Consider the following 14,978-nt stretch of genomic DNA (forward strand, 5'->3'; position numbering starts at 1 on the left):
CCGCACATCAGGCGCCCCGCTCGCGCAGCTCGGTGATGAGCGACTTGAGGTTCTCGGCCCGCAGCACGTCCCGCACGCCCGCGTCCATCCAGCCGAGCCCGCGCAGCTCGTTCACCAGCACCACGGTCGAGGCGGAGTCACCGCCGATGTCGAAGAAGTTGTCGTCCAGCGAGGCGTCCGAGACACCGGTCAGCCGCCGCACCAGCGCGAGGACCCGGTCCTCCGGCAGGTCGGACTCCGGTGCGGCACAACGGGAAGCCCGCAACGCGTCGCGGTCCACCTTGCCGTTGGGCGTGTACGGCATCTGCGGGATGCGCGTCACCACCGACGGCACCTTGTACGGGTCGAGCACCGCCTCCAGATGCGCGCGCACGGCCCGTTCGTCCACGGTGCCCACGAAGTAGCAGACCAGCGCGTCGGCCACGTCCGAGCCGTCGTGCGACTCGGCCGTCACCACCGCCTCGACCACGCCGGCCAGCCGGCACGCGGCGATCTCGATCTCGCCGGGGTCCAGCCGGTAGCCGCGGACCTTGAGCTGGCGGTCCACCCGTTCCACGAAGTACAGGTGCCCGTCGCGCCGCTCCACCACGTCACCGGTCCGGTACGCGCCCCCGAACCGCTGCACGCCGTCCGCGGTCAGGTACCCGATCGCCACGCTCCTGCCGGTGATCACCAGCTCGCCGCGCGAGTCCGGGTCGCCAGGACGCGGCTCGACCTCGTAGCCGCAGTCGCCCACGACCTCGCCCAGCGGCACGGAGTCCACGTGCACGGCCGGGTCGAGCACGTCGCTGAGCAGGTTGCAGACGGTGGTCTCGGTCAGCCCGTAGGCGTTGTGAAACGCGGCCACCGCCGACCACTTGCCGACCAGCACCGGACGGCACGGGCCGCCGCCGTTCACCACGTGCCGCAACGACATCGAGCCCGTCGGCTCGGTGGCGGTCAGCGCGAACGGCGTGGTCTTCAGGTGCGTGATCCGCAGGTCCTCCAGCGTGCCCTGTAGCACCGGCCCCGGAGCCAGCCGGGCCTCGTCGACCACCACCAGGCAGGCGCCCGAGGTGAGCGTCCAGAGGATCTCGGTGACGCAGCCGTCGAACGTCAGCCGCGCGAACTGCAGCGTCCGGCAGTCCGGCGTGAGCTCCAGCCGCCGCACGTGGTCGGCGATCATCCGCGCCAGCGGCTCCACCGCGACCAGCACGCACTTCGGCTCACCGGTCGAACCCGAGGTGTGGATGGCGTAGGCGGCCCCGGACGCGTCGACCTCCCGCTTCTCGCCGGCGATCTCGACCAGCTCACCGCCGCGGGCCAGCCAGGAGACGCCGAGCGCGGCGACCTTCACCGCGTTCGACGTGCTGTCCCGCGGGTCGAGCACGACGAACGGACGCCCCGACGTCAGCGCCGCGGCCAGCGCGACGATCGTCGCGGCACCGCGCGCCGCCTCGATCCCGACGAACTCGCCGGGCTCGGTGCGGGCCTCCAACTGCTCGGCGCACGCCGCGACCCGGTCGCCGAGCTCGCGGTAGGTGATCGTCTCGGTCGCCGTCTCGACGGCGGCCCGGCCGGCGTGCTCCGCGACGGCCCGCCAGATCGCGTCCACGATGGAATCCTGCTCAACCAACACGCCTGCCGCCCCTTCACGGTGCCTGTTCAACGGTGTGCACGAGCGTGCCGACGCCTTCGACCACGGCGTGGACCGAGTCACCCGCGGAGATCACGGCGGCACCCGGCGTGCCGGTGCAGATGACCGTTCCCGGCGCGATCGTGCGGCCGGCGGTGAAGTACTCCACCAGGAAGGCGAGGTCGTAGAGCATGTCGGAAACGGGAGCCGAAGCGATGACCTCACCATTGCGCACCGTCGACACCTGAATCGAGTCGAAATCGGATATCTCGTCGACGGTGACCAGCTGCGGCCCGACACTGCAGAACGTGTCGAAGCCCTTCGCCCACGGGATGTACCGCGGATTCTCCCTGATCACGTCCTCGGCGGTCATGTCGAGAACGGCGGTGACCCCGACGACCACCGAAAGCCATTCGTCGCGCCGCACGTTCTTGCATTCCGTGCCGATGACGAGGCCCAGTTCGGCCTCCGCGGTCACGCGTTCGCTCTGCCTCGGCAGCTCGATCACGCCACCGTTGCCGATCAGCGCGCTGTCCGGGCGCAGGTAGGAGCCGGGGCCGGACTTGGGCTGCTCGGTCAGCAGGTCCTGCGAGTGCTTGCGGTAGTTGAGGCCGGCGCCCCACACCGGGCCCTGCGCGATCGTCGCGGCGTCGCCCAGGTCCAGCTCGACCGCCCTCCCGGCCAGCGCGTTGACCTGTTCCTCCAGGTCAGGACGGTGTTCGGGGGTGAGGAGGTCGACCAGGCGCACCGGCTCCTCGTAGCCGGGGATGAGTGACAACGGCACCCAGCGCCCGTCGGCCAGGCCCGCGTGGACCTCGTGGCTGATGCCCGTCGTGAACCGCGCCAGCTTCACAGCGTCTCCCCCTTCAGACCCGTGCGCCGACGGTCGCGTGCACGGAGAGCAGCTCGGCCGCCGCCCTGATGTCGGCACCGTCGACGCTGCGCGTGGCCAGGTCCGCGGCCTTCTGCATGACCGACGCCGGGTCCAGCCGGTGCTGCGCGCACAGGTCCTCGACCAGCTGGTAGTAGTTCGAGTGCACGCCCAGCACACCGCCCAGGACCTGCATGTTCCGGTTGTCGGGCAGCACGTCGAGGTGCTCGCGGCAGAACTCGGCCATGCGGGAGAGCTCGCGGTAGTCGTAGCGGTCCTCGCCCTTGACCGCGAGGATCCCGGCCAGCGACTCGGTCTCGGCGTTGCCGGAGCCGCGGCCGAACCCGTGCAGCGTGCCGTCGACGATCGACGCGCCCGCCGTGAGCGCCGCGATGCTGTTGGCGTTCGCGAGGCCCAGGTTGTTGTGGCCGTGGAAGCCGACGACGGGGAACGACCGCTGCACCACCGAGACATAGCGGTGCACGTCGCTGGGCAGCATCGAGCCGTAGGAGTCGACGACGTAGACGCCGGCGACCTCGCGCGGCACGTCGCTGAGCAGCTCGGGCAGCGCCTGGTAGGGCGTGGAGCTGGACTTCATCAGGTTGAGGTAGACCTGCCCGCAGATCTCGGTGGCCCGCCGCAGGTAGTCGAGGTTGGCCGTGATCTTCTCGGCCTCCATGCCGACGCGCACGAACGTCATGCCCGCCGCGACCAGCTCGGTCATCGTCTCCAGGCGGCTGAACGACGGCTGGGCGAACACGCCCCACGTCGACGACCGCAGGTGGGTGCCCGCCAGCTCGCACCAGCGGCGCAGCGAGATGCTGCCCGGCCGGTTGCCGGCCCGTTCCGCCTCGTACCCGACTCCGTGCGCGATCTCGATCTTCTGGATCGGCGTCTCGTCCAGGCGGCGCATCAGCTCGACGACGAAGCCCTCGTCGAACTGGAAGTCGACGGCGTACGAGCCGTCCCGCAACGTTGTGTCGAGAATTTCGCTGGTCAACGGCACCAGTAGTGGGTCGTATTCGGCAGTCATGTCCATTCCCAGATATCTAGGCGGTGGTCGAGAAGAATTCCGAACAGCATCGGCCCGCCTCCGGGTAGGTCGATGACAAATGCCTAGCACGTTTTCTCGTGGTGCCGCAACGAATTGCGTTTCCGGGCGCTGTTCCCGGTCCCGCCGAGTGTCCTGCCAACAGGACGTTCGCTTGCACCGGCCGCTGCGCACTGCTATCCAGTCCAGCAGTTGCCGATTTGTGTTCAAGGGCGGACTTCATGGATCTCGGACTGACCGGACGCACCGCGCTCGTTTGTTCGTCGACCGGCGGAATCGGGAAGGCGGTCGCCCGCGCACTGGCCGCGGAGGGGGCGGACACGGTGGTCTGCGGCCGCCGGGGCGACCGCGCCAGGGCCATCGCGGCCGAGCTGCCCAGCGCGATCGGGGTCGAGGTCGACCTCACGGCGCCGGACGGCCCCGCCGCGCTGGTGGCCGCGGCGGTCGAGCACTTCGGGCCACCGGACGTGCTGGTGCTCAACGGTCCCGGACCCCGGCCCGGTCCCGCGCACGAACTGGACGTGGCCGACGCCGACGGTGCGCTGGACGCGTTGCTGCGCCCGCACCTGCGGCTCGTCGGGCTGTGCCTGCCCGCGATGCGCGAGCGCGGCTGGGGCCGGATCGTCGCGGTCGGCTCCAGCGGGGTCGCCGCGCCGTTGCCGGGCATGGCGCTGTCCAACCTCGGCCGCGCCGCGCTCGCCGGGTACCTCAGGACGCTGGCCGGCGAGGTGGCCGCGGCCGGCGTCACCGTGAACATGGTGCTGCCCGGCCGGATCGAGACCGAGCGCCTGGCCGCGGTCGACGCCGCGAACGCCGAGCGGTCCGGCCGCACCGTCGCCGAGGTCACGGAGGCCTCCCTCGCCACGATTCCGGCCGGCCGCTATGGGCGTCCGGAGGAGTTCGCCGCGGCGGCCGCGTTCCTGTGCGGCGCGCCCGCCTCCTACATCACCGGCACGGCCCTGCGCTGCGACGGTGGCCTCGTGCGCCACCTGTAGCCGCGCGCGTCAGGAGACGACCCGCAATCCCTGCCCCGACCGCAGCGTGCGCTCGGCGGCCTGGTCGAGGCTCGTCACCAGCCACTTCTCGAAGTCCTGCCCGACGACGTCCGCCGCCTGGCGCCAGGTCTCGACGCGGTCCTGCGGCACGGTGATCCGCGAGTCGGCCACGACCTCGTTCCCGGCGTCGTTCCCGCCGCGAATGGCGGACCGCAGCTGCCGGGTCGTCCACGAATTCGTCTCCGCCTGGCTGAGCAGGTATTCCTGAACATCAGGCGGCAACGAGGCGACTTCCGCGTGGTGCTGAAATGTCAACGCCGGACGCCGCCGCGTCAAATCGAACCGACCGGCCACCCAGGCGTAGTTCCGCAAAGTCTGATAACTGAGCCCGACCGCCCGCACGGCGTGCTGGTAGCGGTCGGAGTAGTGCTCCTTGCCGAAGACGAGCCAATCGCCGAGCGACCACGCGGAGGAATCCACCAGTTCGGCCAGCCTGCGCCCGGCACGCTCCCACTCGGCGAAGCTCAACGCCGAGGGTATGCGCAGCCCGACCCGTGTCATCAGCACCTGATCACCGCTCCGACCTGCGCGGTTGATCGCAGCCCTGCGCCCTCGGACGTCTCCCGAGCCCATGACGTTCCCCTCTCGTCACTCCCGTCGACCTCGCTGTCGACGCGCGCCGACCACCGCGGTGGCCATGGCATCGGTAAGCCGAGCCGAACCATTGGTCATTCGACTCGTAAATGCAGCTTCACAATCGCGGGACCGGCCACCTCACCCAGATCGGCACGATTACCGCGCCGAGTACCGAACCCGCCGTCATCAACGTTCTCAATACCGAGCGTAGAGGCTCCCCGGAACACTGACAAGGAAGCTCATGCGCTGGTCAGGAGGTGATTCACCGCATGGAGTGCCCGCATTCTTCCGGCCACAAACTAATCGGGCAACCTCACCCCCGGTCAGCCGAAAAGGCTCCACAGTGGACGAGCGCTCACCAGCGGCACGACCTGGTCGTACCGGCCCAAACCGTCCGTTGTGGAGTGACCGGGGGACCACCCCCGGTTCCGTCAACTGGCAACGCGCGCACCCGACGGCAGGCCGTGGCCGGAACCCCGCGCTCTGCACCACGGTGGGTGGTATGGACCGCACACATGTCCGTCGACGGAACAGGCGTCCGTTATTGGTGGTCACCGCACTGCTGTCGGTCGGCGGACTCATCGCCGGCACCTACAGCGCGAGCGCCGCTCCCCCCGACGAGCCCCTGCACCACTGGCAGCACGACCACTGGCCGCAGCAACAGCCGTGGCAGCAGTCGCGTGACGCCGCGAGAGTGGCGGCGCAGGCCGGTCTCCCCGGCCCGATCGACCCGCAGAACTGGGTCAACCCCGACCACATGACGTGGGAACGGGACTACCGGAAGATCCCCGGCACCAACTGGGCCGATCCCGCGAAGCACGGTTCGGTGCGCACGTTCAAGGGCGCGCTGGTGCTGCTGGACTACCCGAACCAGCCGTTCGTGGTGACGCAACCCGCGCACTCCACGGTGTTCGGCAACCCCAGCGCGGAGGCCAGCGGCGTCCCGCGCGAGCAGGTCGCGCAGTTCTACCAGGACTTCCTCAACAAGCCGAACGCGCTCAACCGCGGCCACACCGTGCACGAGTACTGGATGGAGACCTCCGGCGGCCGCTACGGCGTCGACCTGAAGGCGTTCGGCCCGTACACGATGCCGGGCAAGGACCACGAGTACGCCATGGAGTTCCAGGGCGGCACCGGGTGCCCGGCCGGCGACACGTGCAACCGCAACATCCGCACCGACGGCCGTGCCGCGTGGGTGGCCGACGTCGGCGCCGAGGTGCCGGCGGGCTACGACTTCACCTACTACCTGTCGGCCGGCCAGGACGAGTCGGGCACCTGGCAGGAGTTCGGGATGATGAAGTTCCGGACCAAGGAGGACGTCACCGACGACTTCGGCCCGCCGGACCCCGCGCTGCCGAACTGGTCGCGCACCCGGTACGTCGACTGGACGTCGTGGGCGGCGGGCTCCAGCATCTGGCCGAACGCGGGCGGCGGGTCGTCCACCCAGGCCGAGAGCTCCGGCCAGGGCGTCTACGCGCACGAGCTGAGCCACATCCTCGGCATCGGCGACAACTACAACAACCCGTACGGCAGCCCGCCGCGGCGTGACTACTCCGGTCCGTGGGACATGCTGTCGCGCGGCTCGTTCAACGGCCCCGGCGGCCCGCACTCGCGGTGGACCATCCCGGCCACCGGCGGCGCGTCGCTCGGCGCGCAGCAGACCCTGCGCAACAAGATCAAGCTCGGCATCGTCGACGAGCGCAACGTCCTGCGCCTGTCCCGCGAGGCGCTGGCCGGTTCCGGCACGGTCATCGCGAAGATCACCGCCAGGTCCGTGCAGCCCGGCGCGACCGGCCTGACGGGCGTCAACCTCGCGATGAACGCCGACCGCGCGCCGTCGTGCAACGTCTCGACCGACCCGTTCTGCGACGGCGGCGGCTACAACAACTACACGCTCGAAGTGGTCGACCGCATGGGCGCCGACTCGTTCACCCCGGACTCGGGCGTCATGCTCGCGAAGACCAAGAACGCCGACGCGGCACCGTTCACGTGGGTGGTCGACGCCAACCCGCAGGACATCGGCATGACCGACTACGTCCTGCCCGACGGCACCAAGGTCCCCATCACCGTCGGCGACTACCGCCAGCTGTCGGACGCGTTGTTCCACGCGGGCACCAACTCCGGCAGCGAGTTCGAGTACGTCGACCAGGCGAACCGGGTGCACTTCTACGTGCTCGACGTGCAGCGCGACGCCGCCGGTGTGCTGTCCTACACCGTCGCCGTCCGCTCGCTGGACGGCGCGGGCCCGCAGCAGCGCGGCGTGCGGGTGACGCCCACGGCGGCACGCGTCGGTTCCGACGGGGTGGCCACGTGCCGGTTCCCGTTGACCAACACCGGTCGCGCGGCCACGGTCGGCGGTCACCCCGAGGACGTCACCCAGTACCTCGACGGCGACGTCTACCGCGTGTCGGCGAAGGTCGCGGACACCGGCTGGACCGTCTCGCTGCCCAACGCGCTCGCGACCGCGAGGTTCGGCGGCCGCGTGGACGTGCCGGTGCACGCCAAGCGCGACGGCGGGCCGCTGATGTCGAAGGTGACGCTCACGGCCACGTCCGAGAGCAACCCGGCGAAGACCGCGACCGCCACCTGCACGGTGGCCGGCCGGTAACGGCGGCGCTCCCGTTCGTCACCGACGTATTCTCTTGTCGGTGACGAACGGGAGGCTGCGATGACCGTGACCGGCGTGATGGCCGAGCTGGCCGCGCTCGAAGACCCGAAAGCACGTGCTGTCAACGAGAAGCACGGCGACGACCACGGCGTGCACCTCGGCCGGCTGCGCGCACTGGCCAAGGAGCTCAAGACCCAGCAGGACCTCGCGGTCGAGCTGTGGGCGACCAGGGACACGGCCGCGCGGCTGCTGGCGTTGCTGATCTGCCGCCCGAAGGCGTTCACGCGCGACGAGCTCGACACGATGCTGCGCGAGGCCCGCACACCCAAGGTGCACGACTGGCTCGTGAACTACGTCGTGAAGAAGAGCGCACACGCCGAAGACCTGCGCGTCGCGTGGTTCTCCGACCCCGACCCGGTCGTGGCGAGCGCCGGGTGGGCGCTGACCACCGACCGCGTGGCCAGGAAACCGGACGGGCTCGACCTCGACGGGCTGCTGGACGTCGTCGAGACGGAGCTGCGCGACGCCCCGGACCGCCTGCAGTGGGCCATGAACCACTGCCTGGCGCAGATCGGCATCGAGCACCCGGCGCTGCGGGCACGGGCGATCGCCATCGGCGAGCGGCTGGAGGTGCTGAAGGACTACCCGACGCCCCCGAACTGCACGTCGCCGTTCGCACCGATCTGGATCAACGAGGTGGTGCGCCGCCGGAACGCGTGAAAAGCGAAGGGCGAGCGCTCGTCGTGAGCACTCGCCCTTCGCCGCACCGGATCGGGTCACGTCCCCCTGCGGACGCCGGCGATCCGGATCGTCAGTCGCCGTACGGGTTCTGCACGGAGACGTGGACGTGGTCGTAGTGGCCACCGGTCACACCGCTGCCCGCGGTGTAGGTGCGCCAGCCCTCGGACGAACGCGCGACGCTCCAGATCTTGCCCTGCCAGATCACGTAGCGGACGTCGAGCCTCTCGGCGTGCTTCTGCAGCCAGCGGGCGAGCTTCCAGCCCTGCTCCTTCTGCGCCGCGCTCGGGTAGGAACCGATCGCGTTCGAGATGGTGCAGTCGAGCGCGTTGCCGGTGTTGTGGTTGCTCGTCGACGACTCGTAGCTGCGGTAGTCACCGACCCAGCAGTCCTTCTCGCCGGTCAGCGAACGGATCTGGTCGTCGATGAACTGCGTGCGCTTCGTCGCCTGCGGCGCCCGCGCGGTGGCCGACGGGTGCGGGTTCGTCGCCGGGGTGCCGTAGGAGCCGTCCGGCGGCGGCGTGCCGCCACCGTCACCGAACTTGTGCGCGGCGTTCTCGTTCTTGAGCTCCGAGTTCAGGTTGACCTTGCCACCGGCGGCGATCGTCTGCCGCGGGCCGGCGTAGCCGCTGTTGAAGTAGACCGTGACCGGGCCGCTGGTGCGGTTCCACACGGACGCGGCCTCGTTCTTCACGCACAGGCCCTTGCCGTTGCCCGTGCCCTTGAAGTCGTAGCAGCTCGGCTGCTCGTCGCCGTAGTCCGGGACCGACGAGTCGAAGTCGGACACCGAACCTTCGTGGTTGCTGTTGTAGTACAGGCAGAACTCGCCGGACTCGCAGGAGCCGTTGCGGGCCGTGGCGGCGTTCGCCGTGGCCGCGCCCATGGACACGCCGACCAGCGCGCCCATCAACGCCACGAAGGTGATTCTCTTGAGCGCCGAGAGCGCTGACTTCCTCATGGCCTGAAGGATTGCGAGGGCCGCTGACACTTCACTGACACCGCGTGCAAGCGTGGTGTCAGCGGGTCATCGGGCCGTGCCAGTCCATCGTGGACACCAGGACCCGGTCAGCCGGTGCGCCGCTCCCCGTCCATGCCCAGGATCAGCGCGACCGCGTCCTCCGAGCACACCCCCGGCGTCAGCACCTCCTGCAGCAGCAGCCCACGGATCGCGGCAACGGTGACGGTGGCCCTGGTCAGCGCGTCCCCGGCGGCGAGCCCCTCGCGTTCCGCCAGCGCGGCCAGCATGCCGGTGAGGTCGTCCAGCGACGAGATGAACTCGCGGAAGTCGTCCGGGCTGTACGCGGCCCGCCCCACGACGTGGAAGAACCCGCGGACGCGCGACAGCTGGTCCGGGCGGGTGTAGGCGCGCCAGATCGCCAGGACGAGGTCTTCGAACGTGCCCTGCCCGGCGGTCCGGAACAGCTCCTCGTTGTCGCGGGTCCGCTGTGCCGCGAGCATCGCGGCCAGGACGCCCGTGAGCGAGCCGAAGTGGTAGCGCAGGAGCGCGTGGCTGGTCTCGGTCCTGGCCGCGATCTCGCGCAGTGAGGTCTCCGGTGGTGGGAGGCCGTCGTCAAAGACGTCGAGGAGCCGCGCCAGGAGGCGCTCGCGGGCATCGCCGGTGCGTGCCGTGCTTGACAGGGCCACGCCCGTAGTTTATCCATTGGAAAAGAGATTTATCCATTGGAAAATCGCCGGAGGGCTCGTGGGACGTTTCCAGGTGGTGGGCGCCACGGTCGTGGACGGGTCGGGTCGTGACCCGGCTGACGTCGCCGTCACGGTCGAGGACGGGCGCATCACCGCGCTCGGCGCTGCCGGCACAAACGGCGAGCGGCTCGACGCCGGCGGTCTGACCATGACGCCAGGCCTGATCGACGCCCACGTCCACCTGGGGCTGTCGAGTCCGATCCAGCCGCAGTTCTCGTTCCAGATCAGCGCCGCCGAGATCGCGGCCGACATCTTCGCCACGGCCGGCGCGACGCTCGACGCCGGCTTCACGACCGTCCGGGACACCGGCGGGATCGACGGCGGTGTCGTCACCGCGATCGCGAAGGGCAAGGTCAGGGGGCCGCGCGTGGTGTCGTGCGGGCCTGTCCAGTGCCAGACCGGCGGCCACGGCTACTACGGCGCCGAGTGGGAGCCCACCGAGCTGTGGAGCAGCCACCACGTCCCCGGCCTGTGCGCGCTGTCCATGATGGCGGGCAACGCGGACGAGCTGCGGCGCAACGTGCGCGAGGCGTTCCGGCGCGGGGCGTCGTTCCTGAAGCTCTGCGTGACCGGCGGGGTGGTGGGCGGCAAGGACCGGCTGACCGACACCCAGTTCACCGTCGAGGAGATCGCCGTCGCCGTGCAGGAAGCCGCGGCGCGGGGCACCTACGTGACGGTGCACGCGCACAACAACGGGGGCATCCGGAACGCGGTCGAGGCCGGTGCGCGGTGTGTCGAGCACGGCACCGATCTAGACGAACCCACCGCGGCCCTGATGGCCGCGCACGGCGTCGCTCTCGTGCCCACGTTCGCCGTCCTCGACCGCCTGCTGCACGATCCCGCCGCGGCCGGCCTGGGCGACTCGGTCCGCGAGCGCGTGGCGGGGGTGCGGGAGCGGATGGCCAGGGCGCTCGCCGCCGCCAAGGACGCCGGGGTGCGGATCGGGCTGGGTTCCGACCTCATCGGCCCGGACCAGGACCGCCGCGGCGTGGAACTGACGTTGCGCGCACAGCTCGAGACGCCGATGGACGCTCTCGTGGCCGCCACGAAGACCAACGCCGAGATCATCGGGCTGCCCGAGGTGGGCGTGATCGCTCCCGGCATGCGGGCGGACCTGGTGCTCTGGAACGGCAACCCGCTCGAAGACCCGACCCTCTTCTCCGACCCCGCCAACGCCGTAACCGTCGTCCAGTCCGGACGTGTTGTGAAGGACCTCCGATGAGCACCATGTGGCACGGCTGCCTCGCCGACACCGACTACTTCGAGATGCGCTCCAGCGCCGGGCACGACTACGGCGTCTGGGTCACCACGCCGCCGGGCTACGACCCCGCCACCGCGCCCGCACCGGCCGTGTACGTGCTCGACGGCAACTGGGCGGTGGGCCTGACGGCGCCGCTCATCGTCACCCAGCAGGACCCCATGCAGAAGATCAAGCCGTATATCCAGGTCAGCGTGGGTTACGCGGGCGAGGAGGCGCAGCACTGGGCGAGGCTGCGCAACAGGGACCTCGTGCCGCCCGGCGAGCCCGTCGCCCAGGAGTTCCTCGACGCCGTGGAGATGGGGGTCCAGGCGGGCTCGATGACCCGCGAGCAGGCCGACGCCTACGTCGACGAGCTGCGGGACACCCGGGGCGACGCGTTCCTGCGCTTCCTCACCGCGGAGCTGCATCCCCGGATCGAACGCGACTACGGCACGGCCACGAGCGGCCACGGCCTCTTCGGCTACTCCTACGGCGGACTCTTCAGCCTCTACGCCTGGCTCACCGGCACCACGCTCTTCGAGAGCATCGGAGCGGGCAGCCCCGGCGTCGCCGGCGAGGACAGCCAGATCTTCAAGCAGATCGAGGAGCTGGGCGACCAGCCGGCCAGGCTCCACCTGACCTTCAACGACCGGGAGATCCTCGGGACCGTGCCCATCTACCAGAACCTCACGAAGAACGCGGCCACCGTCCTGCACCGCCTCACCGCCCGCGGCGCGGCCGTGACCAGCGAGGTGCTGCGCGAGACGCACATGACCGGCCTGCAGTCGTCGTTCCTCAGCTACCTCAGGACCTGCCGCGCCGCGTGACCACCCCGGACACCCGGCGGCTGGTGCAGCCGCGTTCGGTGCGCGGTGCTCGCGTCGTCACGGCTGCTCCGGTCCCGTCTCCCGTTCCGCTGTGCCGCGCTGGATGCGCTCGGCGATCCGCTTGATCCGCTGCAGCCGGGCGTCCCACGTGGTGCCGACCGCGGTCAGCTGGGCGACCGCACGGGCGAGCTGTGCCTCGTCCACCTCGTAGCGGCGCTCGCGTCCGGCCGGTGTCACGTGCACGAGCCCGACGCGGTCGAGCACGCCGAGGTGCTTGGCGACCGCCTGCCGGGTGACCGGGAGCCGCTCGCTCAGCGTGGTGGCGGTGCCACCCCCGTCGCTCAGCAGCAGGTCGAGCATGCGGCGGCGGGTCGGGTCGCCCACCGCGGACCACAGTTCGTCGTCGATCGCCGTGCTCACGGCCGCGCGACCAGGCTGCCGGCCCGCGCGACGAGACGCGGGAGGAAGTGGTCCCAGCCCCGGACGTGGTCGGCGTAGGCCTGCTCCAGCACGGCCGCCTCCCAGCCGCGCTCGCGGAACCCGGTCTCCTTGAAGCGCAGCAACGTGCCGTCGCCGGAGGGCACAAGGTCGATCGTGACGAGCAGCGAGTTGCCCGGCGCCGCCGACGCGCCCCGGTCGTACACCCAGCGGAACGCGAACCGGCGGGGCGGGTCGGCCTCCACGACCGTGAGGTGCTCGACCTTCGCATCCGGCGAGGCCGGGTCACCGAAGGTGATCGTGCCGGTGCCGCCGGGCACGGGGTCGAGCTCCGCGTCGTCTGGCCACCACTCGCGCAGGTGCTCGGGAGCGCTGACCACCTCGTAGACCACCTCGGGGGCGGCGTCGATGCGCAGCTCGCGTTCGATGCTTCCGTGTTCCACGGCGTTCTCCTCACTCGAAGCGCAACTATCGGTTGCGCTTCAACCTAACCGGCACCCCTCGTATTGCGCAACCTTTAGTTGCGCGAACCGCCCGCCGTCGGACCGGCGAAGTTCGGTTCCGCCGCCTCCAGGCGTGGCACGGAGATGCCCAGCCGTCGTGCTTCGGCGAGGGTGTCGCGGCAGACCTCCCGCGGTTCCTCGGCGTCGGGGTCGTCGTGCGCCTCGATGCTCACGCGCAGGGGCGTGACATGAGCGGTCAGCCAGGCGAGGACGGGCGCCAACAACCAGACGGGCACCCGGAACAGCAGCACGCCGCCGCGGTGACGGCGCAGGTCGACACCGCGCGCCGCGAGGACCGGCAGTAGCTCACGACCGGCCAGCAACGCCTCGCGGAGGTCGCCCGTCGCCCCGGCCAGCTCGGACAGCGAACCCAGCCGCAACCCTTGCGAGAACAGGCCGGCGTCCGACACGAAGTGGACCCACAGCCAGCCGCGGAAGTCAGGCCGCTCCCTGATCCGCAGCCCGGCCTCGCGAAACGCCTGCCGCACAGCCCGTTCCCGGTCGGTCGGAGGCCGGCCGAGCGTGCCGAAGACGACCGACGGCAGCAACAGCCCGCGAAGCACGCCGTCCGCCCGGAAACCGCCACCGGCCTGGGGAAAGCCCCAGGCGACCCGGTCGAGCGGAAGTGCGCCGATCGCGGCCCGCGGCTCGGTCCAGACGTTGCCGAAGACCAGCACCGTGGCCCGGCCGATCCGCGGCGCCAGGAACGCCGTCGCCTCCGGCAGGCGGTGGTGGGGCACGCTGAGCACGATCAGGTCGAAGTCGTGGTCCGGCGCCAACGCCTCGCGGTAGCGCACCGGCCACTTCTCCACGACGCGCCGCCCCCGCACCCGGCGCCGCGCATCGATCAGATCGAGGTCGATCGCGTCCCCGTACGTCGCGGCACGGCCCGGCCGGACGTAGAACTCGACGTCGTGCCCGGCCCGCTGCAGGGCCCAGCCGTAGATGGTGGCGATCACGCCGCGGCCGAACATCAGGATCTTCACGCTGCACCTCGTCGGGTACGATCGATCTGGAGATCATCTCCACTTCTGAAAATATGGAGACCATCTCCACTTGTCAACGTGAGGGAGCACATGACCCCCGACAAGCCGCTGCGGGCCGACGCCCAGCGCAAGCGCGAGGCACTGCTGGCGACAGCCCGGGAGGTCTTCGACTCCGGCGGCTTCTTCGACCTGCGCTTCGACGACTTCGCCCGCCTGGCCGGGGTCGGCACCGGCACGCTGTACCGCCACTTCCCCACCCGCGAGGCACTGGCCGAGGCGGTCTACCGCGGCGAGGTCGCCACGCTGTGCGACCGCGCCCGCGAACTCCAGGCCACACTGCCCGCGGCGGAGGCCTTGGCGACGTTCCTCCGCACCATGGTCGACCACATAGCCGCCCACAAGGGCCTCGCCCGAACGCTGGCCACGCTCATGGCCGACCGCTCCGGCGCCCTCGCCGAGGGCAGCCAGGCGCTGGAGCAGGCCGTCACCGACCTGGTGGCCGCCGCCGTGCGGGACGGCACCGTTCGTGACGACGTGGACGCTGGTGCCGTGATGATGGCGCTGCACGGCATCGGCGCGGCCCACGACCGCCCCCGCTGGCGGACCGAGGCCGACGACCTCATCACCCTCGTCCTGGACGGACTGCTGCGACCGCACTCGAACGGATAGCTCGCACGCCACCCCCACCTGCTCCGCGAGCGCTCGTGACCGTGCACTACGGCAGCAACAAGGCGGCCGCACTGGAGACGATCGCCGCCATCGAATC

At 70.6% G+C, this 14,978-nt stretch carries 15 protein-coding genes; 6 read left to right on the forward strand and 9 right to left on the reverse strand.

Features of this window, described 5'->3' with window-relative positions; all coding sequences use genetic code 11:
* Positions 1–7: 7 nt before the first annotated feature.
* The 3 genes from ADL03_RS25090 to ADL03_RS25100 are packed head-to-tail and all read right to left on the reverse strand — an operon-like array spanning position 8 to position 3,519.
* Positions 8–1,594 carry a non-ribosomal peptide synthetase gene (locus tag ADL03_RS25090; protein ID WP_197288625.1) on the reverse strand — a complete coding sequence of 529 codons (1,587 nt, stop codon included), beginning with the start codon at positions 1,592–1,594 and terminating at the stop codon, positions 8–10.
* A 37-nt stretch (positions 1,595–1,631) separates the two neighbouring features.
* Positions 1,632–2,468 carry a fumarylacetoacetate hydrolase family protein gene (locus ADL03_RS25095; RefSeq protein ID WP_053735989.1) on the reverse strand — a complete coding sequence of 279 codons (837 nt, stop codon included), beginning with the start codon at positions 2,466–2,468 and terminating at the stop codon, positions 1,632–1,634.
* A 13-nt stretch (positions 2,469–2,481) separates the two neighbouring features.
* Positions 2,482–3,519, reverse strand: a complete 1,038-nt coding sequence (locus ADL03_RS25100) for a hypothetical protein (RefSeq protein WP_053736057.1) — start codon at positions 3,517–3,519, stop codon at positions 2,482–2,484.
* A 239-nt stretch (positions 3,520–3,758) separates the two neighbouring features.
* Here ADL03_RS25100 and ADL03_RS25105 point away from each other — a divergent pair, with 239 nt between their 5' ends.
* Positions 3,759–4,532, forward strand: coding sequence for an SDR family oxidoreductase (locus ADL03_RS25105; RefSeq protein ID WP_053735990.1), 774 nt, complete (start codon positions 3,759–3,761; stop codon positions 4,530–4,532).
* A 9-nt stretch (positions 4,533–4,541) separates the two neighbouring features.
* Here ADL03_RS25105 and ADL03_RS25110 read toward each other — a convergent pair whose 3' ends face one another.
* A complete protein-coding gene (locus tag ADL03_RS25110) occupies positions 4,542–5,093 on the reverse strand; it encodes an LmbU family transcriptional regulator (RefSeq protein WP_053736058.1) in 552 nt (183 codons plus the stop codon).
* A gap of 622 nt (positions 5,094–5,715) precedes the next feature.
* On the opposite strand from ADL03_RS25110, the gene ADL03_RS25115 reads away from it, so the two are divergent.
* Positions 5,716–7,776, forward strand: coding sequence for a M6 family metalloprotease domain-containing protein (locus ADL03_RS25115; protein ID WP_231642215.1), 2,061 nt, complete (start codon positions 5,716–5,718; stop codon positions 7,774–7,776).
* A gap of 60 nt (positions 7,777–7,836) precedes the next feature.
* Entirely contained in the window at positions 7,837–8,496 is a 660-nt protein-coding gene (locus ADL03_RS25120) for a DNA alkylation repair protein (RefSeq protein ID WP_053735992.1), read from the forward strand.
* Between the two features lie 91 nt (positions 8,497–8,587).
* Here ADL03_RS25120 and ADL03_RS48690 read toward each other — a convergent pair whose 3' ends face one another.
* Positions 8,588–9,472 carry a peptidase inhibitor family I36 protein gene (locus ADL03_RS48690; protein ID WP_053735993.1) on the reverse strand — a complete coding sequence of 295 codons (885 nt, stop codon included), beginning with the start codon at positions 9,470–9,472 and terminating at the stop codon, positions 8,588–8,590.
* A 107-nt stretch (positions 9,473–9,579) separates the two neighbouring features.
* The gene (locus ADL03_RS25130) at positions 9,580–10,158 is read right to left on the reverse strand and encodes a TetR/AcrR family transcriptional regulator (RefSeq protein WP_053735994.1); all 579 of its coding nucleotides are present in this window, start codon (positions 10,156–10,158) and stop codon (positions 9,580–9,582) included.
* Between the two features lie 58 nt (positions 10,159–10,216).
* On the opposite strand from ADL03_RS25130, the gene ADL03_RS25135 reads away from it, so the two are divergent.
* A complete protein-coding gene (locus ADL03_RS25135; protein ID WP_053735995.1) occupies positions 10,217–11,440 on the forward strand; it encodes an amidohydrolase family protein in 1,224 nt (407 codons plus the stop codon).
* Positions 11,437–12,285 carry an alpha/beta hydrolase gene (locus ADL03_RS25140; RefSeq protein ID WP_053735996.1) on the forward strand — a complete coding sequence of 283 codons (849 nt, stop codon included), beginning with the start codon at positions 11,437–11,439 and terminating at the stop codon, positions 12,283–12,285. Before ADL03_RS25135 ends, ADL03_RS25140 begins: the two co-directional genes overlap by 4 nt.
* Before the next feature lie 57 nt (positions 12,286–12,342).
* Here ADL03_RS25140 and ADL03_RS25145 read toward each other — a convergent pair whose 3' ends face one another.
* From ADL03_RS25145 to ADL03_RS25155, 3 genes are all read right to left on the reverse strand, one after another.
* Positions 12,343–12,705 (reverse strand): metalloregulator ArsR/SmtB family transcription factor, encoded by a 363-nt coding sequence (locus ADL03_RS25145; RefSeq protein ID WP_053735997.1) that lies wholly within the window; start codon positions 12,703–12,705, stop codon positions 12,343–12,345.
* Positions 12,702–13,166 carry an SRPBCC domain-containing protein gene (locus ADL03_RS25150; protein WP_053735998.1) on the reverse strand — a complete coding sequence of 155 codons (465 nt, stop codon included), beginning with the start codon at positions 13,164–13,166 and terminating at the stop codon, positions 12,702–12,704. Before ADL03_RS25150 ends, ADL03_RS25145 begins: the two co-directional genes overlap by 4 nt.
* Before the next feature lie 74 nt (positions 13,167–13,240).
* Positions 13,241–14,212, reverse strand: coding sequence for a ketopantoate reductase family protein (locus tag ADL03_RS25155; RefSeq protein ID WP_053735999.1), 972 nt, complete (start codon positions 14,210–14,212; stop codon positions 13,241–13,243).
* Between the two features lie 90 nt (positions 14,213–14,302).
* On the opposite strand from ADL03_RS25155, the gene ADL03_RS25160 reads away from it, so the two are divergent.
* Positions 14,303–14,881, forward strand: a complete 579-nt coding sequence (locus ADL03_RS25160) for a TetR/AcrR family transcriptional regulator (protein ID WP_053736000.1) — start codon at positions 14,303–14,305, stop codon at positions 14,879–14,881.
* The last annotated feature ends 97 nt before the right edge of the window (positions 14,882–14,978 follow it).

Origin of the sequence: Nocardia sp. NRRL S-836, assembly GCF_001279525.1 — a bacterium.
In the GTDB taxonomy this organism is placed as follows: Bacteria; Actinomycetota; Actinomycetes; order Mycobacteriales; family Pseudonocardiaceae; genus Lentzea.